Annotated in this window: 20 protein-coding genes; 8 read left to right on the top strand and 12 right to left on the bottom strand. The window is 45.0% G+C overall.

Annotation, left to right across the window (positions count from 1 at the left end; translation table 11 throughout):
- Window positions 1-38: 38 nt before the first annotated feature.
- Genes KIH87_RS18170 through KIH87_RS18145 form a run of 6 tightly spaced genes read right to left on the bottom strand, consistent with a single transcriptional unit; the run spans window position 39 to window position 5408 of the window.
- The gene (locus KIH87_RS18170) at window positions 39-1070 is read right to left on the bottom strand and encodes a virulence RhuM family protein (RefSeq protein ID WP_232359264.1); all 1032 of its coding nucleotides are present in this window, start codon (window positions 1068-1070) and stop codon (window positions 39-41) included.
- Between the two features lie 26 nt (window positions 1071-1096).
- Entirely contained in the window at window positions 1097-1801 is a 705-nt protein-coding gene (locus KIH87_RS18165; RefSeq protein ID WP_232359263.1) for a UPF0149 family protein, read from the bottom strand.
- Window positions 1798-2976, bottom strand: coding sequence for a restriction endonuclease subunit S (locus tag KIH87_RS18160; RefSeq protein ID WP_232359262.1), 1179 nt, complete (start codon window positions 2974-2976; stop codon window positions 1798-1800). Before KIH87_RS18160 ends, KIH87_RS18165 begins: the two co-directional genes overlap by 4 nt.
- Entirely contained in the window at window positions 2966-3283 is a 318-nt protein-coding gene (locus KIH87_RS18155) for a hypothetical protein (protein ID WP_232359261.1), read from the bottom strand. The genes KIH87_RS18160 and KIH87_RS18155 overlap by 11 nt, the downstream gene beginning before the upstream one ends.
- Window positions 3276-4799 carry a type I restriction-modification system subunit M gene (locus KIH87_RS18150; protein ID WP_232359260.1) on the bottom strand — a complete coding sequence of 508 codons (1524 nt, stop codon included), beginning with the start codon at window positions 4797-4799 and terminating at the stop codon, window positions 3276-3278. Before KIH87_RS18150 ends, KIH87_RS18155 begins: the two co-directional genes overlap by 8 nt.
- Before the next feature lie 33 nt (window positions 4800-4832).
- Window positions 4833-5408: a restriction endonuclease subunit S gene (locus tag KIH87_RS18145; RefSeq protein WP_232359259.1), complete on the bottom strand. Its 576-nt coding sequence runs from the start codon at window positions 5406-5408 to the stop codon at window positions 4833-4835.
- A 191-nt stretch (window positions 5409-5599) separates the two neighbouring features.
- On the opposite strand from KIH87_RS18145, the gene KIH87_RS18140 reads away from it, so the two are divergent.
- Window positions 5600-7360 (top strand): SWIM zinc finger family protein, encoded by a 1761-nt coding sequence (locus KIH87_RS18140; protein WP_232359258.1) that lies wholly within the window; start codon window positions 5600-5602, stop codon window positions 7358-7360.
- 685 nt (window positions 7361-8045) lie between these two features.
- Here the strand turns inward: KIH87_RS18140 and KIH87_RS18135 are convergent.
- Both KIH87_RS18135 and KIH87_RS18130 read right to left on the bottom strand, forming a co-directional pair.
- The gene (locus KIH87_RS18135) at window positions 8046-10337 is read right to left on the bottom strand and encodes an FdhF/YdeP family oxidoreductase (RefSeq protein WP_232359257.1); all 2292 of its coding nucleotides are present in this window, start codon (window positions 10335-10337) and stop codon (window positions 8046-8048) included.
- 21 nt (window positions 10338-10358) lie between these two features.
- A complete protein-coding gene (locus KIH87_RS18130; protein WP_232359256.1) occupies window positions 10359-11243 on the bottom strand; it encodes a formate dehydrogenase accessory sulfurtransferase FdhD in 885 nt (294 codons plus the stop codon).
- Between the two features lie 127 nt (window positions 11244-11370).
- On the opposite strand from KIH87_RS18130, the gene KIH87_RS18125 reads away from it, so the two are divergent.
- Both KIH87_RS18125 and yghU read left to right on the top strand, forming a co-directional pair.
- On the top strand, window positions 11371-12021 hold the full coding sequence (locus KIH87_RS18125) for a transglutaminase-like domain-containing protein (protein ID WP_232359255.1): 651 nt from the start codon (window positions 11371-11373) through the stop codon (window positions 12019-12021).
- 364 nt (window positions 12022-12385) lie between these two features.
- Window positions 12386-13246, top strand: coding sequence for a glutathione-dependent disulfide-bond oxidoreductase (gene yghU, locus KIH87_RS18120; protein ID WP_232359254.1), 861 nt, complete (start codon window positions 12386-12388; stop codon window positions 13244-13246).
- Window positions 13247-13316: 70 nt separating this feature from the next.
- Here the strand turns inward: yghU and folE are convergent, their stop codons facing one another.
- Entirely contained in the window at window positions 13317-13871 is a 555-nt protein-coding gene (gene folE / locus KIH87_RS18115; protein WP_232359253.1) for a GTP cyclohydrolase I FolE, read from the bottom strand.
- A 71-nt stretch (window positions 13872-13942) separates the two neighbouring features.
- Here folE and KIH87_RS18110 point away from each other — a divergent pair, with 71 nt between their 5' ends.
- Both KIH87_RS18110 and KIH87_RS18105 read left to right on the top strand, forming a co-directional pair.
- A complete protein-coding gene (locus KIH87_RS18110) occupies window positions 13943-14119 on the top strand; it encodes a hypothetical protein (protein ID WP_232359252.1) in 177 nt (58 codons plus the stop codon).
- A 3-nt stretch (window positions 14120-14122) separates the two neighbouring features.
- The gene (locus KIH87_RS18105; protein ID WP_232359251.1) at window positions 14123-14800 is read left to right on the top strand and encodes a DUF2982 domain-containing protein; all 678 of its coding nucleotides are present in this window, start codon (window positions 14123-14125) and stop codon (window positions 14798-14800) included.
- Window positions 14801-14894: 94 nt separating this feature from the next.
- Here KIH87_RS18105 and KIH87_RS18100 read toward each other — a convergent pair whose 3' ends face one another.
- Complete coding sequence (locus tag KIH87_RS18100) at window positions 14895-18017, bottom strand: hybrid sensor histidine kinase/response regulator (RefSeq protein WP_232359250.1); 3123 nt, start codon at window positions 18015-18017, stop codon at window positions 14895-14897.
- A 410-nt stretch (window positions 18018-18427) separates the two neighbouring features.
- Between KIH87_RS18100 and KIH87_RS18095 the strand changes: the two genes are divergently transcribed.
- Complete coding sequence (locus tag KIH87_RS18095; protein ID WP_232359249.1) at window positions 18428-19543, top strand: PQQ-dependent sugar dehydrogenase; 1116 nt, start codon at window positions 18428-18430, stop codon at window positions 19541-19543.
- Between the two features lie 108 nt (window positions 19544-19651).
- Window positions 19652-22033, top strand: coding sequence for a DNA topoisomerase IV subunit A (gene parC, locus KIH87_RS18090; RefSeq protein ID WP_232359248.1), 2382 nt, complete (start codon window positions 19652-19654; stop codon window positions 22031-22033).
- Between the two features lie 102 nt (window positions 22034-22135).
- On the opposite strand, the gene KIH87_RS18085 is transcribed toward parC, so the two are convergent.
- Window positions 22136-22375 (bottom strand): hypothetical protein, encoded by a 240-nt coding sequence (locus tag KIH87_RS18085; protein WP_232359247.1) that lies wholly within the window; start codon window positions 22373-22375, stop codon window positions 22136-22138.
- Between the two features lie 290 nt (window positions 22376-22665).
- Between KIH87_RS18085 and KIH87_RS18080 the strand changes: the two genes are divergently transcribed.
- On the top strand, window positions 22666-23247 hold the full coding sequence (locus tag KIH87_RS18080) for a LexA family transcriptional regulator (protein ID WP_232359246.1): 582 nt from the start codon (window positions 22666-22668) through the stop codon (window positions 23245-23247).
- Between the two features lie 90 nt (window positions 23248-23337).
- Here the strand turns inward: KIH87_RS18080 and KIH87_RS18075 are convergent, their stop codons facing one another.
- Window positions 23338-23595, bottom strand: coding sequence for a helix-turn-helix transcriptional regulator (locus tag KIH87_RS18075; protein ID WP_232359245.1), 258 nt, complete (start codon window positions 23593-23595; stop codon window positions 23338-23340).
- Window positions 23596-23880 lie beyond the last annotated feature (285 nt).

Raw genomic sequence — 23880 nt, 5'->3', positions numbered from 1 at the left:
TTACCTTGCCTCTAAATGTTTCTGCTCTTGCTACTGCTTTAAGAGTTGTCTTGTTTAAGAATGTCCCGAAGGGCTTGAATGTTAATCTCAGCGCCTTCCTGTTCTTTCAGCTTTCTGCGATGGCTTGCATATTTCTCGAACTCCAGACGGGCTTTTTCATCGGCGGCTTTTTTGCTGATGCTGCCTTTACCTTCAAGTACATCCCGACTGTTAAATGCCAGAAACTGATCCAGCTTTTCCGCCCAATCCTGCAAGAATATCTGCTTTCTTTGCATGGCCTGATCTTCGGCAAAATCGAGCCACATATTCACAATGCGATTCAGTGCTTTTATTTCGTCTTCGGTCAGGTAGTTTTTGGCAATGGTGACATCCGTTTTTCTTACTTCATCGCTTTTAAAACTGGTGAGTCCAAGGTTGGGTTTGTTGGCGTCAATGCGAGTGCTAATAATTTCTGCGGCGGTTAAACCCGTGCTGGCAAAGTGCAGTTTGTTTTGTATGGTTTGAAAGAACCTGTTGGTGTCTTGTAGCGAAGGCTCATAATCGGCTGCCATGGTGAAAATGTCTTTCACACGCAAATACACCCGGCGTTCACTGGCGCGTATATCGCGAATACGTTCCAGTAATTCGTCAAAATAATCCGGTACAACAGAATGGCCCACTGGCGGGTTTTTCAGACGTTCGTCGTCTATAACAAAGCCTTTAACAATATACTCCTGCAAAGTGCGGGTAGCCCATTGCCTGAATTGCGTGCCTTGTGGCGATCTCACTCTGTAACCCACAGCTAAAATCAAAGGCAGACTGTAGTATTTAACGTCATAGGGTTTGCCATCGGCAGCAGTTGTTCGGTAAAACCGAACAACTGAATCTTCGACCAGTTCATTGGCTTCAAAAATATTGGAAATATGTTCGCTAATGGTTGATTTTGCTTTGCCGTAAAGCTGACAAATCATTGCCTGCGAAAGCCATAAGGTATCGGATCCAAAGCGACACTCAACCTGAACCTTGCCATCTGCGCTTCTAAATAGAATAAACTCGCCTTCCGGAGCCTGGGCTAATTGGCTTTCTTTCATCGCTTATCTCCCAAGGTGAAAAGCCATTAATGCAAACAGCACTTTTTATACTTTTTACCACTGCCACAAGGGCATGGATCATTGCGCCCTGTTTTGGGCTCTGTTCGTACTTCCGGCATTGGCCTGTTTAATGCTCCTTCTATTGAACCTGGCGCTCGCTGTTGCAGAAAATAGTGGTACAGGGCGGCGGCGGCTGGTGCGATAGCATGGGTGAGTTCCTGATGCTCTTCCATAGACAAGTTTTCCACTACGTCAAAGTTATCTTCCAGACCAAACAGAGCCACCATATCCAGCGCCATTTTTAGTTCCTCTGGAAGTTCCGACCATTCTGGCCAATCACCCAGTGTCATTCCTCTTATGTAACCAAAGCACCATTCTTCCGGGATGAGAACCGGGTCTCCGCCTTCTTCTGCGGGTATGCCCATATCGAATAAACATTCAAATTCATCGGGATAATGCATCAACATATCAATGTTATTATTCATATTTCGCATTACCAGCGACATAAAACGCTGCACTTCCTGTTCACTTTCCCATTCTGGCTCATTACCTGCGCCGCCCCATATTTCCGGCATCCATTGGCTGGGAAGCAGCATATTGGGGCCCGATACTATCGCGGTTAAAAAGCCATCCAGCTCAGAAGCGCACAAAATGGAATCATCGTTGCCATACTTTTCGAGTATATCTTCAATAAAGGTCAAATCATCGTCTTCTAGTGGTTCTGAATTCATGCGGCCTCCTCGACCTTAACCCGGCGTTTGCCAGTGAGTAGTTGTTGCATTAGTGCTTGTTTTTCTTGTTTTAATGCCGACAGTTTTTGTTTCAGTGTGTCGATTTCCTTGTCGGCGGTGGAAAGGACATTAGCGATAGCGGTTTGTTCTTTGAGTGATGGAACATGAATAGGCATTTTTTGGAACATCGGTAATCTAAGCGATTTTACTGTGCTTCCTACGGCTTGTGACAAAAAATAGCTACGGAAATAATGTATATAGTAATAAATAAACTTACCTATCGAATTTTTAAAATCCATTATTGCGTAAGTTCTTTGGTGAAGATCAAATTTCCCTGAAAAGTGTTTGGGTATGAAGTCTTGCCCTTCTCCTGGAACAATAACGGCCTCGGTGTCGTATAAGAATTGATTACTGGTTCTAATGTCCTCTGAACGATCAAAAAAAGCAAACTCCCCATCCAATATGGAATCTTCTCTGTTAGAAACCCCCGTTGTTATGAAACTAACATCACCTAGCTTTACTTTTTCCCAACGCTTTTTGTAAGGAATACCCCATTCATCCAATAAGCGCCTTTTCCCTGTAAGCAATTGCTGCATTAATGCTTTTTTCTGTTGCTGGCTATTGGTAAGCAGCTTTTCGGTTGTTGCAATAGCCTTATCCCAAGTGGAAAGGATTTGAGCGATTTTTTGTTGTTCGGGTAAGGGGGGAACAAGAATTGGGAATTTTCTAATTTGTTGAGGACTTATATGGGGGACTGCGGTTTCTGTTTGGACGGATTTCACATACTGCTCAAATTGATGACCAATAAATATTTGTTTCAGAAGGCTTTGTTCAAAATTATTTTTTGCTCTCACTCTTGATACACGTTGAACTAATAAGCAGGGAAGATCTTCTAAAGTCACCGGCGCTACTTTTAAGCCACTAGAAACCCATGTACGATCCATAGCAATTACTATATCTCCTTCATTCAAATGAAACTTATTAAGAGAAGGATAATGCTCTTTAGGCCATCTCTTTGCATTCTTCCAACGTAATGAGCCTGAAGTTATATTGTCGCCGCGTAATAATTTGATGTCGTGTTCGAGAGTTGTGTATTCAGAGCTTTTAAAAGCAAACCCATTAACTAACTCTATATATTGTTCTATTGCACCATATGTCCACCCTTTAGGCACCATAACCTTCCCTCCCTTTTGCATTTAATAGGCTTGTTTGCGCTGTTGCTCTGGATGCCGGGTCGAGCCTGGTATGACAGGAGAGGGGCTCCGGGTTAAGCAATGCAGGGTGTGTGAGAGATGCTGAAACAAGTTCAGCATGACGATGATTAATGTTGGTATGGCTGTTGGGAGATGCTGAAACAAGTTCAGCATGACGACGGTTTGTGTTGGTATTGCAAGTTAACATGAGATTGTCGATTTCTTGGCTACTACCAGGTGCTGAACCGACCATTTTCCCGGCGTCGGCAAAATGGTATTGACTACTCATAACCCAGCTCCTTTAGGTAGCTTTCCATTTGGGTTTCCAGTTCCTGTAGTTCGGCTTTTAGCGTTAGGCGTTCGGCGCGAACGGCCATGAGGTCGATTTCCTCTTCTTCTTCAAAGGTGTCGACGTAGCGGGGAATATTCAGGTTGTAGTCGTTTTCTTTTAGTTCATCCAGGCTGGCGACATAGCTGTATTTGTCGATGCTTTCACGGCTTTGGTAGGTGGCGACGATTTTGGCGATGTTGTCGTCGGTGAGCTGGTTCTGGTTTTTTCCGGCTTTAAATTCGCGGCTGGCGTCGATAAACAGCACGTTGTTGTTAGATTTAAAGCGACGGAACAGCAGAACGGCGGCGGGAATGCCGGTGCCGTAAAACAGCTTTTCGGGCAAGCCAATAACAGCGTCTAACATGCCTTCTTCTATCAGCCTTGTGCGTATTTTGCCTTCGCTGGCACCGCGGAACAGTACGCCGTGTGGCACGACTACGCCCATTCTGCCGCCGTTGCCTTTGGTGGCGGGTTTAAGTGTTTCTACCATGTGGCTGATAAAGGCGTAGTCGCCTTTGGTTTTGGGCGGTAAGCCGCGTTTAAAGCGGGTGTGTTTGTCGTCTTCGGCGACTTCAATGCCCCATTTTTCCAGAGAGAAAGGCGGATTAGCCACCACCACATCGAACAATTTTAACTTGCCGTTGCTGTCGAGCAATTTGGGGTTGCGAATGGTATCGCCCCACTCAATTTTGTGGTTGTCGATACCATGCAAAAACATATTCATTTTCGCCAGCGCCCAGGTGCTGCCAATGGCTTCTTGCCCGTACAGCGCGAATTTTTTCGAGCCTTTATGTTTGCTTTGTATCTGGTTGGCGCATTTTAATAACAGCGACGCCGAGCCGCAGGTGGGGTCGCATATTTCATCGCCTTCTTCCGGGGCGACTAATTCGGCGATCAGCTCCGACACTTCTGGCGGTGTATAGAATTCACCGGCTTTTTTGCCCGATGTTGCCGCGAAGTTTTTGATCAAAAATTCGTAGGCATTGCCAATGATGTCGAGGTTGCCCACGCGGGAGGGACGCAGGTTGAGTGAGTCTTTGGCGAAGTCTTCCAGCAAGTGGCGCAGAATGTCGTTTTTCTGGTGTTCGTCGCCCAGCTTGTTGGAGTTAAAGCTGATGTCCTGAAACACGTCGGCCAGCTTGCTGATGTTGGCATCTTCGATGGCGTGTAGTGCTTTGTCGATACGCTCGCCGTTGCCGGGTTGATGGCGTTTGTCGTAAAGATGATAAAAACTGGCCTCGGCGGGAAGCACAAAGCGTTCGTTCGACATCATGGCATGGATAAGTTCAGGCGCGTCGCCGTACTGCTTTTTGTATTCGTCGTAGTGGTCTTGCCATACGTCGGTCAGGTACTTAACGAACAGCATGGTCAGTACGTAATCTTTGTAAATGCTTGGATCTACTGTGCCCCGGAATGTGTCACACGCCGACCATACGGCTTTGTTGATACTGTCCTGACTGACTCTTTCGCTCATGTTTTTGTTGTTCCCGATATTCGTTGTTGGTGTTCAAGCCTGGGTGAACAGGTCATTGGCTATGCTTGCCAGCATCTGTTCGCCGTTATGGATCAGCGCTTGTGCGGCTTTGCGTTCTTTTAGTATCAGCGCGTTTAAGGCCAATATTGTGCGCTGTTTTTCCAACGATGGCACTATTATTGGCAAATCGGCTAACACCGACGCTCTGATGCTTTTGCTGCTGGTGCCTTCGCTGTTTTTGTCCAGATAACGTTGGCAGGGCGGCTGGTTAAGCTGCCACATTAAAAATTCCGGTAGTAAGGCTTTTGCCAGCGTTCTTACCACATAAAACTGGGGTGCTGCGAGTGCGACTGTATTGGGCGGGATGTCTTTAACCAGAACCGCGTAATAACGATTACCTCGCGCGGCAATAAGAATATCGCCTTCCTGCAACCATTGTGGTTCGCGCTTTCCGGTAGGCGTGGTTGCTGTACAGGTATGCCAATGAATGCCGCCGCTTTCCGAGGTGTCGCGCATTTGCACCGCCAGAATAGCGCTTGTGGCTTTTTCGGCGATGGCTCCTCGAAAAGGATAACCAGCATTAATGGTTGCTATTTGGCTTAACGTCACCTGTCGGAGAGTCCTGTAGTTTTTAATCACTTCAACGCGCTTGATGCAATATATTGGGTGGTGCGTTTTAGATCAAGAAAATAGTTGCATCAATTGTGTTGATGCAAATAAAAAGGTGTTGGATTGGAATGTACATGAGCGTATGAGCTGTGGATAATACCGCCATTTATTGCAACCAGAATGCATGAACGATGATTTCGGAAGAGCAGTTATTAGAGGTCGCTGGCAATTCAACCTTTACCAAGGGGAAAAGCATTTTTCGCAAAGGTGATGTTGTTTTGCAGCAACAATCGGGCAGTGAAATATCGGGTATTGTGTCGGGTACCTATGATTACCGCGTGGGGGTGAGTATTAAGGATAATGGCTCCTGGCGTTGTAGATGTAATTGCCCGGCCTTTGATTACCAGGCGGTGTGTAAGCATTGTGTTGCACTGGTGCTGGCTTATAACGCCACACTGAACAATGAGTCATTTGAGGCAGAAGAAACAGAAGAAGAGCAGCCCGTCAAAAAGAAATCGGCTCCGAAAGTCAATAAAGATGCATTGCTGCAACAGTATATTCAGGCGCTTCCTGCCGACACTTTGCACAAGTCTTTATATGAGTTGCTTTGTGACAATAAACATCAATATGCCCGATGGATGAACAAGGCCGTTATTGCCTCTTCAAAGCAGGATTTTGGTTCGCTTAAAAAGCTGGTGACTAAATCGCTGCCGATTAAAGATATTTGGGAATACAGAAAGGTCGCTGAGTATTTCAATGCCGCTGAGCGGGCAATTGCTGATGTACTTGAGGCGGCTCGCCAACTACCCGCAGAAGAACATTTAAAGCTGATATTTTCCATTTACGAGCGTTTGAATAAAGTCGCTGAGCGGGTTGACGATTCCGGTGGTTTTCGTTTTGGCGTGCAATATTTGTTGTCTGACGCCTTACCTCATGCGGTGGCGCGTCAAACATGGAATGCGCAGGACAAAGCGCAATGGTTGTTAAGTCACCTAAATTCAGAGATTGAAGGTCTCCCGAAAATTCCCGGCGATTTTCAGCTAAATGACGAGGAAATGTCGGTATTTTTGCAAAACTGCCAGCAGCAGTTTGATGCCATTGCAGTGAATGCGGATATTCAAAAGCGCGAAATGAATTTTGATCTGCTACGACTGGGAGAAATGCTGTTGACTCATTTGCCTCAGGCAAAAGAGTTTAGCAACGCATTGAAAATCAAAAGCAAAATGGCATCCAGTTTTCACGACCTGTTAGCGATTAGCCAATTTTGTCTGGATAACCATGATGAATTTCAAGCAGAAGACTGGTTGTTGGCGGCGCAAAAAATGGCAACGGCAAACCGTTATCAAAATGAGTGGGATGCTCAGGCGATTAAAGTCTATGCGGCTTTGGGGGATACCCAAAAAGCCTGGGCCATTGCATGGGAACAGTTTAATCGTTACCCGGGATATTATTCATGGCAACGGCTTCAACGTGCTGTTGAGATTATGGGGTGGCAGCCCGATACGTTAATGTCTGATGTGGAGTCGAGCTTGTTGGCGCGAGCCAATTCTCAGACTGATAAGGCAAGGAAATTGGCGCGCATCAGCGTTGGCCAAGACGATATTGTTCACTTTTATCTGGATGAGAATGCTTTCGATAAGGCGGTTAATTGGCTGGATAACAACAAGGCTGGCGAAGAAGTATTGCGTATGGCGTCGGTTAAGTTGGCCTCTGACTTTCCTGAAAAAGCCATTCAATATTGTGCGAGAGCCTTAACGCTGGTGTTGCAGCAATCTAACAGTCAGAGCTATCACGAAGCCGTGTCGATACTAAAAAAATTGCGGAATCAGTTACCCGACAACGCTGACATTCATCAGCAATTTGCCGACTTGATGGCTGATGTCATTCTGCAAAATAAGCGTAGACCGAATATGATGGCGTTGTTGCGTAAGGAGTTTGAGGAGTATTTTTGATGTGTTGAATTGCCTGTTAATTAGCCCACATTAATTGGCTCAAGAGCGAAGGCGTTCAAAACCAGAGCGAAGGCGCTTAAAACCAGAGCGAAGGCGCTTAAAAACAAAAACGGCGTCGTTCTGAACTTGTTTCAGAACCTCGGCGCTTTATTATTTGCTCTTTCTATTCTTTGATCTCACTCGTCTATTCATTGCTCTCACTTGACACCCATTACGCTCGTACTTAAACAAACCCAATAACATAAGCTGTCTCTTAGTAACAAGTCGAATGAATGGTCTTTTAATCGTTTGCGTTTTATACAGATGGCTATATGTCACCTTATTCTCTTTGACGTGGTATGAAGCTTGAAGAATGGTCTGTTCCCCTCGGTTAACCCCCTGACTAAATTAGCAAAACGGAAGAATATTGAAAGCAATTCATCAGGGATGATGAATTAGGGCTGCTCGGTGCATGGATGCACCGTGAGACCGGCTTTCAATATTCGAGAAGCGCAGGAATAGGTTAACCGTTGGGGCTGATTTCTTTTGGTTACTTTTCTTGTTCAGAGACAAGAAAAGTAACTGGCGCGTCCGAAGGACGTGTCATACAAGAAACCTAAAGAAATAACAAAAGCATAATTATCATTAATGAATAGAATCTATCTGACATAAAAAGATGTGACGAAGAGACAGATAACATAAGCGGCTATAAAGACTTCCTCAAACTCACCACCACCGACTTATAAGCCGGTGTGTTACTTTTATCGGCTTTGCTTCCTAACGTTATCAAGTCGTTAGTTTCCGGGTAGTAAGCGCCAACACTGCCTTGTGGGATAGCGTATTCAACCAGTTGGAATCCTGTGATGGTTCTGTCTGGCTCGTCTTGCCAATGCGAGGTGATATCTACCCTGTCTCCCGCTTTTAAATTTAGCGAAGCAATGTCGTGCTTGTTAATAAACAGCACTTTGCGAGTGCCGTGAATGCCTCGGTAGCGGTCGTTGTCGGTGTAGATGGTGGTGTTGAATTGATCGTGACTACGTAAGGTCATCAATATAAAACAGCCTTCTGGCACATCAATGGGTTCAATGTCGTGGCAGGTGAAGTTGGCTTTGCCTGTGGCGGTGTCGAAACGTCGAGCATCGCGCACGGCGTTGGGAAGTTGGAATTCGCCTTCTTTTTCTATGCGTTGATTAAAGTCCTCAAAACCGGGGATAACCTTGGCGATATGGTCGCGAATGTGTCGATAATCCTGCTTGAAGCTAAGCCAGGGAATAGTGTTATTCGAGGTTCCTCTCGTAGCAAACACCTTGTCTGCGAGTTCGGCAATAATCGCCACTTCGCTTTTTAAATGCTCCGATGCGGGCGGGATCTTCCCGTAAGAGGTTTGCACCACACCCATTGAGTTTTCAACGGTCACGATCTGAATGCCGCTTGCTTGGGTGTCGATTTCGGTTCGACCCAGCGCTGGCAATATTAGTGCGCGTTTTCCGTGGTACAGGTGCGAGCGGTTTAGTTTTGTTGAGACTTGCACAGTAAGGGAACAGTTACTTAAGCCTTGCCCTACACGTTGGTTGTCGGGCATGGCGGAATAGAAGTTGCCACCCATAGCAAAGAAGACTTTGATTTTGCCGCTGAGCATGTCGTCTGCGCATTGCACGGCATCAACGCCATGATGTTGCGGGGGCTGGAAATGGAATTCCTGTTCAATGGCATCAAGCAGGGCTTGTGATGGCCTTTCCCAAATCCCCATGGTGCGATCGCCTTGCACATTACTGTGTCCACGCACCGGGCAGACTCCGGCTCCCGGCTTGCCTAAATTGCCACGCAGCATGAGAAAATTGGTCATCATCTGGATATTGGCCACGGCGTTTTTATGTTGCGTCATGCCCATTGCCCAGCAGCAAATGGCGCTGTCGGCTTGCATGTAGAGCTCGGCGGCTTGAATGATCTGTGCTTTGTTGATGCCACTGACCGTTTCTATGGCTTGCCAATCACTTGCTTGTATTTGTTGCTTAAATGCGTCGAAGTTGTAGCAATAAGATGCGATAAAGTCGTGATCAAGCACATTGCCATTAAGTTCGTCCTGTTCCAGCAGGTATTTGCACAACCCGGTTAATAAGGCCACATCGCCGTTTATTTTCACTGGCAAATGCAGGTTGCGAAGTGCTGTGCCAGCACCTATTACGCCTTCTATTTCTTGCGGGTTTTTAAAGCGTTTTGAACCGGTTTCGTCTAATGGATTGATGGTGATAATTGTCGCGCCATTGCGTTTCGCTTTTTGCAAGGCTGATAGCATTCTGGGGTGGTTAGAGCCGGGATTCTGCCCAAAAATAAAAATAGCTTTTGAGTGGTGCAAGTCTTCTAGCGTGACTGTGCCTTTACCGACGCCGATGCTTTCTTTTAGCCCGACGCCGCTGGATTCGTGGCACATATTGGAGCAATCGGGCAGGTTGTTGGTGCCGAAGGCTCGAACGAAAAGTTGATACAGAAATGCCGCTTCGTTGCTGGTTCGCCCTGAGGTGTAAAAAGCCGCTTCGTCGGCGCTGTTTAAGGCGTTAAGTTCGTCGGCAATAAGTTCAAAAGCCGCTTCCCAGGAGATGGGGCGATAGTGTTCAGAACTTTGGTCTAAAAATAAGGGCTCGACTAATCGACCTTGATCGTTAAGCCAACGGTCTGATTCAGCTTTGAGTTGTTCTATATTGTATTGAGCAAAGAATTCAGCATCGGCGCGTTTGCGTGTGGCTTCGTCGGCAATGGCTTTGGCTCCGTTTTCGCAGAACTCAAAGGTGGCTCTGTGGCCTAATGGGTCTGGCCAGGCGCAGCCGGGGCAGTCGAAGCCTTGTTTTTGGTTGGCTTCCAGTAGCAATTTTGAACCTTTGATTGCGCCCACTTTCGTGCCGACATTCTTATATGCTGAAATGACCGCTGGTACGCCCGCCGCCCAGTCTTTGGGAAGGCTGACGGTGATTTTTTGTGGAGGCGTGTTTTCTTTGCTCATGGTCTTTTCTGAAAGTTGTATTTAAACATAGCGGTTTATTTTATTGCTGTTGATAAACCCATAAAGGCTTATATCTGCTTCTTTTGCTAATTCAATGGCTAAGCTGCTTGGCGCGCCAATGGCGACGATCATCACTATGCTGGCTTTCACGGCTTTTTGCACCATATCGAAGCTCACTCGTCCGCTTAATACAACACCGTAGGATGAACTCGAAAATTTTTCGTAATGCGCACCGATGAGTTTATCCATGGCATTATGCCGCCCGACATCTTCGCGAACATCCAACAGCTTACCTGTTGCATCAAACAACCCGACACCATGTACTCCGCCCGTTGCAGCAAATAAGGGTTGGTTTTCTTTGAGGTGATGGGTAAGTGCGAATATCTGATCGTTATCCAGGCTTATTGGGTTCAAGTTAATGCGACAGTTAGCTTTTCGCTGGCTTTGATGCAATTCATCCATCAGGTTTTCAATCTGCTTAAAACCGCAAACGCCGCAACTGCTGCTGATTATTTCACTGCGCGCTAGCTGAGCTATTTTGTCTTGAACGGCGTCTTTTAAGGTCACGATAACGCGATTACTTTGCCCGGATTTTAAGGTCTCGGTTCCTGTATGGCGAATATCTACAATATCATTGACCGATATCGACGCGGTTGAGAGCAGCCAGCCTTTCACCAGATCGAGATCATCACCGGGAGTGCGCATGGTGACAGTAAGCGGGAAAGGTTTATCTTGCGATTGTGCGAACTTAACCCAGATCTCTAAAGGTTCTTCAACGGCAACCCAATCGGACTTTTGTTGCCACGTTTCTTGCTGCGAAGGCTGTTTGAGTTGCTGAATGGAAACCGATACTGAGTCGTTTGCTATTTTGGGCACAATCATTGGTAACGGTAGAAAAGAATGCACCGATGTTAGCACCTGCATAACAAAATCGTAAGTGAGCTGTCTGTTATTCCTTTAATACAAAGCACTGGTTTGCAAGGAGAGCATCTATTACACTTTGCCTACCTACTGGTCATACCACGCAATTGCCATGGACAAGTACCTACAAGAAACTCCCGAATTAGATTTTTCCCATCCCGGTATTCAAGAACTTATTTCCCGGGTGAAAGCCAGTTCAAACAAAGAGAAAGCGGTGGAGCTTTATTACTTGGTGCGTGATGACATTCGTTACAACCCTTACACTTTTATTGATGGTGTGCCGTCTCTGACTGCCAGCTATGCGGTTGAAAAAGGCGAGGCGTTTTGTGTGCCTAAATCGGCATTGATGGTTGCTGCGGCGAGAGGTTTGGGCATTCCGGCTCGCTTGGGCTTGGCGAATGTGCGCAATCATCTTTCCAGCCCTAAGTTATTGGAATTACTGCGTTCTGATTTGTTTGTGATGCATGGTTACGCAGAATTATTTCTGGATGATCAGTGGGTGAAATGTACGCCTGTTTTTAATGTGGAGCTATGCCAGAAATTTGGAGTTGTGCCTTTGGAATTCGATGGTGAAACGGATTCTATATTCCATCCTTACACCGAGAATGGGCAGAAACATATGGAATATGTGACAGATCACGGCACATTTGACGGTGTGCCCGTTGCATACATTATGCAAGCGGTGGCAGAGGCTTATCCGCACCTTACTGAGCAAGAAGATTCTAAATTGCGAGATTTTGCCAAGGATTCTGCTTTCGAATAGAGGCTTTTTTCTTTACTCGTTTTCCTACACTTTTCAAGTTGTTGCCTTTATTTTTAGGAAAGCATTCCCATATAGGTAGGGTACTTTCTTGTGCGTTAACTTTTCTTTTGCGACTAGTATTTTCTGCAATGAAGAGTCACCTATAGAAACTCGTCGCAGACTCGCCGTAAACCCATTCTTGGGGAGCTCCACCGTCGCTTCCCTGCGACAGTGGGTCTGCTCACAACTTTCTATAGCTGACTAATAGCTCCGTGTAGCTATTTAGATGGGCAAAATACGTTAGAGAGAGATAAATAATCCTTGGGCGTGGATTCAAGTTGCACCACATTTTTCCCACTTTACATAAATAAAGCGAGGCTTCACTGTGTCTGATCCAACCTATACACCGCCGAAAATCTGGACTTATGATGATGAGAATGGCGGGCAATTCGCCAGCATTAATCGCCCTACCGCCGGGGCGCGATTCGAAAAGGAACTTCCCCGAGGCAAACATCCCTTCCAACTCTATTCCCTGGGTACGCCTAATGGTCAGAAAGTCACCATTATGTTTGAAGAGCTTTTAGCCAAAGGCTTTAGCGATGCGGAGTATGATGCGTTTTTGATCCGTATCTTGGATTTGGAACAATTTGGTTCTGGCTTTGTTGATATTAATCCCAATTCTAAAATTCCTGCCTTGCTGGATACGACAACGGATCCGGAAACGCGCGTGTTTGAATCGGGTTCGATCTTGCTTTATCTGGCTGAGAAATTTGGTGCTTTCATTCCGCAAGACCATGCTGGCCGCACAGAATGTTTAAACTGGTTGTTCTGGCAAATGGGCAGTGCTCCATTTTTGGGCGGAGGCTTTGGGCATTTCTATACGTATGCGCCAGAACGTTACGAATACCCTATTAACCGCTTTACCATGGAGGTGAAAAGGCAGTTGGATGTGTTGGACAAACAACTAGAGAAACATCAGTATATCTGCGGTGATGACTATACTATTGCCGATATGGCAATCTGGCCTTGGTACGGCGGTGTGGCGAGTGGCGCGGTATACAATGCAGCCGAGTTTTTGCAAACCCATGAATATAAAAATTTGATGCGTTGGACGGAAGAAGTGGGTTCAAGAACTGCGGTTAAGCGTGGTCGTATGGTGAATCGGGTGTTCGGTGAACCTCATGAGCAGTTGCTTGAACGCCATGATGCCAGCGATTTCGACACTAAAACCCAGGACAAAATGTAAAACCTGGTATTGAATGTGTGACTAACATCCCGGAATTTGCTTATTCCGGGATGTTTCAATTTGCAGCGGCTTATTTACCGATTAAGCGTAGGAATTCGGTACGAGTTGCTTGAGATTCGCGGAATGATCCAAGCATGACTGATGTGACCATTGAGGAATTCTGCTTTTGTACGCCGCGCATCATCATGCACATGTGTTTGGCTTCCATGATCACACCTACACCACGCGCTCCTGTGACTTCTTGCACTGCTTCGGCGATTTGTTTGGTTAGCCCTTCCTGAATTTGCAAGCGACGAGAGAATAGATCGACGATACGAGCAAACTTGGATAATCCTAACACTTTGCCGTTTGGGATATAGGCTATGTTGCAGCTCCCAATAAAGGGTAAAAGGTGATGCTCACACAAGGAATAGAATTCGATACCTTGAACCACAACCATTTCGTCGGTGTCAGCTTCAAAAATTGCATCATTGATTACTTCTTGCAATGACATATCATAGCCAGCGGTGAGGAATTGCATGGCTTTGGCAGCACGTTTTGGTGTGTCGATTAGCCCGTCACGAGTTACATCTTCGCCTAAAAGGGTAATAATATCGCTGTAATGTTCGGCTAGTTTGTCCGTCATGAATCGTCTCAAATCTGGGGCGCTTCAGCCCGTTAAATCAAGGGGTAAATTACAAAGCCGGGGATGATAGCATGAAAGCGGCGTTACAATATAGCGCTAAGCGTTCTTACTGGGTGGTTCAGGATAAGATGAAAACAAGCAAATTATCTCGCTGGTGGCATACCGATTGCCCTACTTGTCGTCGTTGGCGGTTCATCATTTTATGGGCAGTGATGATGTTCGTTGTCGTGTATTTTTTCTGGTTATAGCGTATGGATGATGTCATTTATATTCGGGCACAATCTAAAGGTGGCGGCCTGACGAGTATCGCGATTGGCGGTGTGGCGCTTATTCTGGGGACAATGGTTCTTAGTTGGTTGCCTGTTGAGCTGCGTTTGATGGGAATTTTCATCATCTGTGGTGGCTTGGTTGCCATACTCATTGGCTGGTTTAAGCTAAGAGAGCCCGATCATAGCCTGCATCTTTCTCGTCAGGAAATGCGATATCACCATCGACATGGGCAGTGGTATTTACATTGGGACAATATTCAGCGTTTTGATGTGCCCAGTGTTTACGTTGATTTGCAACACCATCCTTTGGCGGTTGTCGGCATTCGGGTGAAAAGTTACGAGCCTGTTCTGGAAACGATGTCGCCGCGTTTAATGAATAACATTATGACAGAGCAACGTTCCTTGCTGCTGCAAGCGATCAAGGAACAGATGAAAACCCAGAATGATTACAATGACCATTTATTGGAAGACGATAGATACACCTCTGAAAGTGGTAAGTTGTATACCGGGTTGCAGGCTATGTTTGCTAACAGAATGACCAAGCTGCGGGAAACACTGGGCTATGATTTATTCATTAATGTAGCGGAATTGGATCGCTCTACGGAAGAGTTTGTGCAGCTGCTTCGAGAATGTAAAAACAAGGTTGCGCAGGAAGATTAAACGCCAGCTTGCGCGAACCCCTTGATGGAGCACTACAGCCGCCTCCATGCGGCTGTACATATTGTTCTATATGGCGTTGGTATTTTTTACCTTGTTAACTTTCCTGTTTCATTTTCAGTAAGGCGTCAACCGCCTGTTTAATACTGGGGACGTAGCGCATTGCGTCATCTATATCTCCCAGTTTCAGGCATTTTTCACATTCTGCGCATAAAAACTGTAGCTTTGGTACACCGGTGTAACAAGATGCGCCATGTAGCCTATGCACAAAATGTTGCATTTCTTTCCAGCGTTGATTTTCAGCATTGTGACTGATTGCGGCAAAGGATTCCGGTAACTGCTCTACAAAGTCATAGAACATTTCGTTCGCTATCGATTCGTTACCATTGGCGCGACCGACCGCAAGTTTCCATTCAAAGTCGGGTAAATCTGAGGTGATGGGGCCTTTTTCTTCAACGCCTATACTCCATCGTTTGATGGTATTGATTAAAGAACCCAGATCGAGCGGTTTTGCCAGATAATCATCCATCCCCGAATTTAACAGGCGTTCTTTTTCTTCTCTGAATGCGTGGGCGGTTACTGCGATGATCGGTGTGCCCTGGTTGATTCGAGTACGGCGAATACGTTTCGTGGCCTCGACACCATCCATCTCAGGCATTTGAACATCCATTAGAATGAGATCGAAATCTTTGCTTTCACACAGGCTAACGGCTTCTTTGCCACTGTAGCAAAGCACCAAATCAATCGGCGCATCAAGCAGCCAGGTTTTCAGCAGTTTTAAATTCAGTTCCATATCGTCTACGGCTAACACGCTAATCGCGGGCAATGAGGCAAGTCGTTGTTGCCAGATATCGGCATCGTCTTGCTCTTCCTGTTCGAAGAAATGGGTTAACCGAGACAGTAATAACGGTTTCTCAATGTAGCGATTGAAGATGTCATGCACTTGCGGGATCGCGTTAATGGAATGATGGTTGTCATGAAGTAGCACCTTATCGTTCGCCGGAAACAGCTTGCACTGACGTAAGTATTCACTTTGATTGATTCCATTTAAACTTAGGGCATCCACTAGCAAATAGTCATATTTGTTATGCAGGGATGCCAGAAAATCCAGACTTTCTGCGGATGTGACTTTGGCACCTAAATAGGTGAGTAACTTGGCTTTGCTGCGTCTTGCTAAAAAGTCTTTATCCAGAATGACCACGGTTTTGTCTTGCCATTGAGGATCCGGCATCATGTCGTATTCTTCGGAGGCTTGCTTGCAGGTAAGCGTGACTTTAAAACTACTGCCAACGCCATAAAGGCTTTCAAAGCTGATGCGACCTTTCATTAATTGCACCAGTTGTTGGCAAATCACCAATCCCAAACCGGTTCCCTGATAGGAGCGGGTTAACGCTTCGTCAAGCTGGGAAAAGGCGCGAAACAGTTTACTTTTGTTCTTGTTCTCAATACCAATACCGGAGTCTTCTATCAGAAATTCCAGTTGGTACAGTCCGTTGTCGAGTGCTTTTCCACGCACGACCATATTGACATAGCCTTCCTGGGTAAATTTGATAGCGTTACTTAACAGGTTGGTGAGTACCTGTTTGATACGTGCCGGATCGCCAACCAGTTTTTGCGGTAGCGGGCAACTGTCGAAACCAAAGAACAAGCCTTTTTTTCGAGCCGCTTTCGAATTGACAAACAGTAATTCTTCGAGCAATTCAGTTGGGCTGAAATGCTCTTGGTGAATGCGCAGTTTTCCGGCTTCTATTTTAGAGAAGTCCAGAACATCATTCACAATAGCCAACAGGTTTGTCGCGGAAGTATTGATAATTTGAATATGTTCCTGTTTATCTGCCGGAAGTGACAGCGTTGAGAGTTCTTTGCTAAAACCCAGAATGGCATTCAATGGTGTTCTTATTTCGTGGCTCATATTCGCCAGGAATTGCGATTTAATATGGCTGGCTTTTACGGCGTCTTTGCGTGCAATGTCTAAACGGGCGTTTTGCTCTTCGATTAATTCCAGATTATTCATGAGATCTTCTGTGGCACTTTGCACGTCGGTTTCCAGCTTATGGCGACTTTTCTCCAGTATGGCTAAAGCGAAGAACGCCGATTCAATGAATACGCCAATTTGGAAACAATAGGTGGTCGCAAAGTTAGAGGGAAGATATCCAATAAGGCCTAATAGTCCTACAAATGCGCAAGAGAGCAGTATTGTCCAGGCGAAAACAAAGTATCTGGCGGGTTTGTAGTGGTTTAAATAGCTTTCTATTCCTGCTCGGAGATAACTAAATATGGCGCCTATGCTAATGAAGTAAACAAGGTAGTTTTGTACTTTAGATGGGAATACATCAATAGCGGAAATGATTACCAGGAAAAATTCTAAGCCCAAAAAGATTTTCACTAATTTGGTGGCCTTTGGTGCGGAATTGGATGCTTCTAAAAAGGAAAGCGCAAAACACCCTGCACTAAAGGCCATCAGGGAAAAGACCAGATCGGTATGGGTCATGAGCCACTGACTGGTTGGCGAATTAAGAAATAAATGAAGATGCCCACCCCAAACCAGTTCAAATAAAATTGCATTGATGAGATAGAAAACGTATGCAAAGAGGCTACTTTCGCGAGTGTTAATGAATAATACTACGCTATACAGCACAAGCATGAACAAGCCACCGTAGTAGAAACCCCACATGGTTTGATCCACGTTCATGACCAGATTGAAGTGCTTGCCGGAATAGATATCAATGGGAATGACTCGGTTGAGATGAGGGTTATATACACGAACATAGAGGTCGTAGATTGGCCCTTGTTTCATTTGTATTTTGAAAACAGGGTATCGTTTGTACTGATTATTGGTGACTTTTCCTTGCTTACTTTCAAAAATAACTTCGCCGTCTTCCAGCAAATAAAAATCCACGTTGTCATTTTGGGCAAAGCTGACATCAACAACCCAAAAACGCATATCAGATTTATTTACTATTTGAGAGTAAAGCCATAATCCTTTCTCACTAAGGCCATAGTTAGGATTATCTGAGGTGGGCTTATAAAAGAGATTGTGTCGTTGTACAACTTCATTAATTTGCCAAACACCATTAGGCTCTTCCAATATTTGAGCTTTGCGGTTAATAGAGTAAGACTTATTGACGTCTACCAGTTCAATTAATGATTGGTTTTGCCCCATTACACTTGGTGCCCAAATACAGGCTACCCAAAACAACAAATGGACTATTCGGCGCATTTTAATTTCCAATTTCCCCTTACTGCTAACCCGATCAGTTGTTGTCTGATTGAATTAACTAAATCGATAGTTCTCTAATCCCACACCCAAAAAAACGACTAATACTGCGATACTCAACACAACTACATTTAACTGTTGATGTTACGAGTGCTCTGAACATTAGAGGGGTTTTCATCTAAGTTACCTTAAAGACCTTTGAATAACAAATATACGATGTAAATTCGTATTGCCAGATAGCTTTATTTACCGGGGTTGTAGCTATTTAAGGTTAGTAAATAATCCCTTGTGAACTGTGTGTAAAAAGAAGTGATGAAATGTATCATTTGTTAATGCAAATTCTCACTTGTGAAATGGCACTATTGTGCCCACAATGAAATGCAAAAATCGTCCGGATTTTCTATTAAGAGGCTATGATGAAATACCTGTCAATGTTGGCACTTTACTGCCTGTTTTTAACTTCTGCCTGGTCTTTGCCATTGGAAAAACTCAAATTACCCGAGGGATTTGAGATAAGCCTTTATGCAGAAAATGTTGATAACGCGCGGCAAATGGCCTTGGGTAATAAAGGGACTGTGTTTGTGGGGAGTCGCAATCCGGGAAAAGTGCATGCGGTGGTTGATGCCGATGGTGACGGTAAAGCGGAAAAAGTCATTGAGATTGCATCCGGTCTGTTTATGCCTTCAGGCTTGGCCTTCAAAGATGGAGACCTGTACGTTGCTGAGGTCAATCAGGTTATCAGGTTTGCCAATATTGAAGAGCATCTTTCCAATCCTCCCAAACCGGAAGTGGTTGTCGCTAATTTACCTAAAGAGAGACATCATGGCTGGAAGAATATCGATTTTGGCCCTGATGGTTGGTTGTATGTGCCTATTGGAACACCGTGTAATGTGTGTATGACCCAAGGTTCGAAAGATTTTGACGATCCTCGTTTTGATTCAATCTTGCGCTTTAATTTGAAAACCGGGCAGCAAGAGTGGGTTGCAAGAGGTGTGAGAAACAGTGTTGGCTTCGACTGGCATCCAAAAACGGGGGATTTCTGGTTTAGTGATAATGGTCGCGATTGGTTAGGTGATGACCTTCCTCCTTGTGAAATTAATCATGTGAGTGAGCATGGGCAACATTTTGGTTATCCCTATTTCTTTGGTAGTAGCGTTGCCGACCCTGAATTTGGTGTTGGCAAGAAAGCTTCAGATTATCGCGCGCCGGCACTGGATTTACAGGCTCATGTAGCGCCTCTTGGTATTCACTTCTATCAGGGACAACAATTTCCTGCCTCTTATAAGGAAACCCTATTTGTAGCAGAACATGGCTCCTGGAATCGTTCCAAGAAGTCAGGCTATCGAGTCATGATGGCAACAGTGAAAAAAGACAAGGTTGAGAATTATCAGCCCTTTATTGATGGCTGGTTACAAGCAGACGATACCGCTTGGGGACGTCCAGTTGCCTTTTTGCCTATGCCTGATGGAAGCTTGTTGTTGTCGGACGACTTTGCAAATGTGATTTACAGGATCACTTACCGTAAGTAACATGCCCTAACTAATTGTGTGTAATGAAGCGTTTCTATTCACCTATGCGTAAGGCACACAATACATTGGAAGCTCAAGAATAATTAAGGGTTAACGCTAAAAGCTACTATGAGCCAAGAAATCACTATTAGCGCCGAAGGCGTAGAACAACTCCCCATTCGTAAATTTACCGAAGATGCGTATTTGAATTATTCCATGTACGTCATCATGGACAGGGCGTTACCAAATATTGGTGATGGCTTAAAGCCAGTACAGCGCCGTATCATTTATGCCATGTCCGATTTGGGCTTAAGTGCCACTGCCAAATATAAGAAATCGGCGAGAACGGTGGGGGACGTACTGGGTAAGTTTCACCCGCACGGTGATTCGGCCTGTTATGAAGCTATGGTGTTAATGGCTCAGCCATTTTCGTACCGATACCCTTTAGTTGATGGGCAAGGAAACTGGGGAGCGCCTGATGATCCCAAGTCTTTCGCTGCCATGCGTTATACCGAAGCGCGTTTGTCGAAATTCAGTGAAGTTCTACTACGTGAGCTAGGGCAGGGAACGGTCGATTGGGTTCCTAACTTTGATGGCACATTAAAAGAACCTAAGGTTCTGCCATCAAGATTGCCTCATATCTTACTCAATGGCGTTACCGGTATTGCTGTTGGTATGGCAACGGATATTCCGCCACACAATGTTCGAGAATTAGCTAACGCTTGCGCTGCCTTACTGGATGATAGTAAAGCTGACCTTGCTGAGATCATGACCCATGTGCAAGGCCCTGATTATCCAACAGAAGCTGAAATTATTACGCCCAAGGCCGACATCGTTAAGATCTACGAAACAGGCAAGGGAAGCATTAAGATGCGCGCTGTTTATCATGAAGATAATGGTGATCTGATCATTACAGCGCTACCGCATCAATCCTCGGGTGCCAAGATCCTTGAGCAAATTGCTGGGCAGATGCAAGCCAAGAAGCTACCAATGGTTAGTGACTTACGCGATGAATCGGATCATGAAAACCCTACTCGCTTAGTCATTACGCCACGCTCTAACCGTGTTGATACCGAACAGCTGATGCAGCATTTGTTTGCCACAACGGATTTGGAAAAGAGTTATCGCGTTAACCTGAATATGATTGGCCTGGATGGTCGTCCACAAGTTAAGGGCTTATTGACCATTCTCAATGAATGGTTGGCTTTCCGCAAAGATACCGTCACTCGTCGTTTGCAATATCGCCTGGAAAAAGTGCTGGCTAGATTGCATATCCTCGAAGGTTTGATGATCGCCTTCCTCAATATTGACGAAGTGATTGCCATTATTCGTAACGAAGACAAGCCTAAACCTGTTTTAATGGAACGATTTGGCCTTAGCGATACGCAAGCTGAAGCCATACTCGATTTGAAGTTGCGCCATTTGGCAAAGCTGGAAGAAATGAAAATTCGCGGCGAGCAGGATGAACTTGAAGCTGAGCGTGAAAAGTTAGAGCAATTGCTGGGTTCCGATCGCAGGCTGAAAACGCTGATTAAGAAAGAAATACTGGAAGATGCCAAAGAGTATGGAGATGAACGTCGATCTCCGATCGTAGAACGCCATGAAGCGAAAGCGTTGTCTGAAAAACAATTAGTGCCTTCAGAACCCGTCACGGTTGTGTTATCTGAAAAAGGCTGGGCTCGTTGTGCTAAAGGTCACGACATTGATGTGGTTGGTTTGAGTTATAAAGCCGGCGACAATTTCCTCAGTGCAGCCAAGGGACGTAGTACCCAACAAGTCGTATTTTTAGATTCCTCAGGTAGAACTTTCTCCTGCGATGCTCATAGCCTGCCTTCTGCAAGAAGCCAGGGCGAGCCGCTTACGGGTCGTTTTAATATGGTTGCCGGGGAACAATTCGAGCACGCCATTATGGGGGCTGACGAGCAGAGTTATTTAATTGCCTCTGATGCTGGCTATGGTTTCATTGGAAAATTCAATGACATGGTTAGTAAGAATAAAGCCGGTAAAGCCTATCTATCGTTGCCCCGAGGTTCAAAGGTGATCCCGCCTCAGCGAGTTGTGAATCTGGATACGGATTACTGTTTATCCATTACCAACGAAGGTCGAATGTTAATGTTCCCCCTACGGGATTTGCCTGCTTTAGGCAAAGGGAAGGGGAACAAGATCATTAACGTGCCCAGTTCTCGTGTTCAAAGCCGGGAAGAATATGTGAAACTTATTGCGATTGTGCCCGAAGGCGCTTCGGTCAAACTTACTGCGGGCAAGCGCCCAATGACCCTGACGGCAAAAGATTTGGAATATTACCGTGGTGAGCGAGGACGCCGTGGTAGCAAGTTGCCGAGAGGTTTGCAGAGAGTCGATAGCATAGAAGTTGAATATACTATGGCGGGTCAGGCAGAAGAGGATCTTGCTGAGCATGATAGTGAACTGCCAGTGTCACAGGTTAATACTTCGGGTGAAACGAACGATATGCTGGCTGATTATTCAGATGATGTGGATAGTAACGAATAGTTAAGGAAATAAAGACTAACCCGGGAGTTGTTTACTTCAAGGCTATTTCGAGATTCTTTCGATGTTATTGAGAGATAAATACGGATTAACTCGACTGAGCTACTAAGACTCTCCGGGTTCCTGATTTATCAGGCGTTCGTTTTCTCTCAGTAATACGGAAATCGCTTGTGAAAAGTTGACGCCTATTTCGTCCCACCGAATAAGTAACTCTTCAGCGCCAAGTAAAATATTAAATGCCTCTTTTCTAACTTCACCGTCAGGTAAACCAGACAAAATTTCATCCTGTTGATTGAGCTTATCCAACAGTTCCTGGTAGGCTTTAGAATAGACATCTTTTTGCACTTGCTTGACTCCCTTTCTGTATCGTTCAGTCTATATCTCGCAAAAATACTTACTTTAAAAAGGCTCCTATACATTTAACAGAGCTATTTTGTTACCTCACTCATTATTTTGGGTTGATTATTTCGGAGGTGATAATTTCGATTTTGATACTAAAATATCTATTTGATTATAAAAGATTTCACATAAAGATATTCTTATGTCTTCAGGTAAAATTTGTGCAAATAAGTGCTTGGGGTCTGAGTGCACATTTAATAGAATGCTAGCGTGTAAATTTACCCGGGTATAATACATTGAACGAAAAAGAATTTGGGCAGTGGATAAAATCATTAAGAGCACCCCACATCACTCGTGTTGCCATGGCAAAGAAATACGACTGCCATCCAAATACGTTGAAGTCTTATGAAAATTCAGGCCGTTTACCTGATGTGGATTATTTGGTCGCACTATCAAATGAAACGGGCTATGACTTCAAAGAGCTTGTTAAACAAAGAGTCATTGCCAGATTTAGTTCTAACAATATCCTGGATCAAAAGACTGTCTTGCAAGTTTGTGAAGGTGCAACAGAATATACCGCTCCTCACTTACCGCCACTTCATCATGATTGGACAGCCGTTGGGAATGCGATGGAACCCACAATTAAGGAAGGTGCCAGAGTCATATATGACAGCAGTGAAACAGAACTTCAAGATGGCAAGATGTATATGCTCAAAATCAATGAGACTGTCTGTATTCGCCGGGTGCAACTGACACTTGAAGGCGGTATCAATTTGCTGAGTGACAATAACAACTACCCGCCTCAGACATTATCCAAAGATAAGGTAAGTGTATTGGAAGTGCTTGGTCGAATCACTTCTATCACTAACAGCTATTGATAGAATTATCACAGCCTCTTTTATTTCATCCCTGATATTGTTTTTCTTGTAAGCATAGCCCGCAATTGACGGACTATGCTTCATCTTTCATCAACTATGGTGGCTTTGAATTGCCCCCAGTTCTTGACCTGTGGCGCTACGATGCATGATGTCTGTCATCAGTTTATGGCAATCCAGACCATAACCACGACATAACTGCAAAAACTGGTTGATATTAGGCGCTCCTACATTTTTTTCCCAGTTCATTATCGTTTTGCGCGTTTTTACTCCAGCTAACTTGGCTGCTTCAGAAATTGTCAGTCCAGCCTGTTTGCGGATTACTTTCAGATCTTCACCTTTAATATACATGATTACACCTCATCCATTCTTTGGTCACTATTCAAAATAGAAAATGACACTTTGGGACACATCTCCATACAACCCGGGGATAATAATACATCCTTTTTTAAAAAAAACAACCTTATTGAGGTATAATAATGTCCTTTTTGTAATGTGCTTAGAAGGCATCTTCTATAATGGGTAAGGGATGTTGAGGCAGAGAGAGAGCCTCTAGAGCCTTTCCTTAGTGGGCTACCTAGATGTAAAACGATAGACTTCATCAGATCACTTATAACGTTTTTCTGCTTAAACCCA

Source organism: Paraneptunicella aestuarii, assembly GCF_019900845.1.
Classification (GTDB): domain Bacteria; phylum Pseudomonadota; class Gammaproteobacteria; order Enterobacterales; family Alteromonadaceae; genus Paraneptunicella; species Paraneptunicella aestuarii.
The sequence above is the reverse complement of the archived record's forward strand: the minus strand, read 5'-3'. Positions and strand labels throughout refer to the sequence as shown.

Coding starts and splice junctions, on each gene's coding strand:
- KIH87_RS18170 (WP_232359264.1), bottom strand. CDS start 1,070: ATGAAAGAAAGCCAATTAGCCCAGGCTCCGGAAGGCGAGTTTATTCTA.
- KIH87_RS18165 (WP_232359263.1), bottom strand. CDS start 1,801: ATGAATTCAGAACCACTAGAAGACGATGATTTGACCTTTATTGAAGAT.
- KIH87_RS18160 (WP_232359262.1), bottom strand. CDS start 2,976: ATGGTGCCTAAAGGGTGGACATATGGTGCAATAGAACAATATATAGAG.
- KIH87_RS18155 (WP_232359261.1), bottom strand. CDS start 3,283: ATGAGTAGTCAATACCATTTTGCCGACGCCGGGAAAATGGTCGGTTCA.
- KIH87_RS18150 (WP_232359260.1), bottom strand. CDS start 4,799: ATGAGCGAAAGAGTCAGTCAGGACAGTATCAACAAAGCCGTATGGTCG.
- KIH87_RS18140 (WP_232359258.1), top strand. CDS start 5,600: ATGATTTCGGAAGAGCAGTTATTAGAGGTCGCTGGCAATTCAACCTTT.
- KIH87_RS18135 (WP_232359257.1), bottom strand. CDS start 10,337: ATGAGCAAAGAAAACACGCCTCCACAAAAAATCACCGTCAGCCTTCCC.
- KIH87_RS18125 (WP_232359255.1), top strand. CDS start 11,371: ATGGACAAGTACCTACAAGAAACTCCCGAATTAGATTTTTCCCATCCC.
- folE (WP_232359253.1), bottom strand. CDS start 13,871: ATGACGGACAAACTAGCCGAACATTACAGCGATATTATTACCCTTTTA.
- KIH87_RS18110 (WP_232359252.1), top strand. CDS start 13,943: ATGAAAGCGGCGTTACAATATAGCGCTAAGCGTTCTTACTGGGTGGTT.
- KIH87_RS18105 (WP_232359251.1), top strand. CDS start 14,123: ATGGATGATGTCATTTATATTCGGGCACAATCTAAAGGTGGCGGCCTG.
- KIH87_RS18100 (WP_232359250.1), bottom strand. CDS start 18,017: ATGCGCCGAATAGTCCATTTGTTGTTTTGGGTAGCCTGTATTTGGGCA.
- KIH87_RS18095 (WP_232359249.1), top strand. CDS start 18,428: ATGATGAAATACCTGTCAATGTTGGCACTTTACTGCCTGTTTTTAACT.
- parC (WP_232359248.1), top strand. CDS start 19,652: ATGAGCCAAGAAATCACTATTAGCGCCGAAGGCGTAGAACAACTCCCC.
- KIH87_RS18075 (WP_232359245.1), bottom strand. CDS start 23,595: ATGTATATTAAAGGTGAAGATCTGAAAGTAATCCGCAAACAGGCTGGA.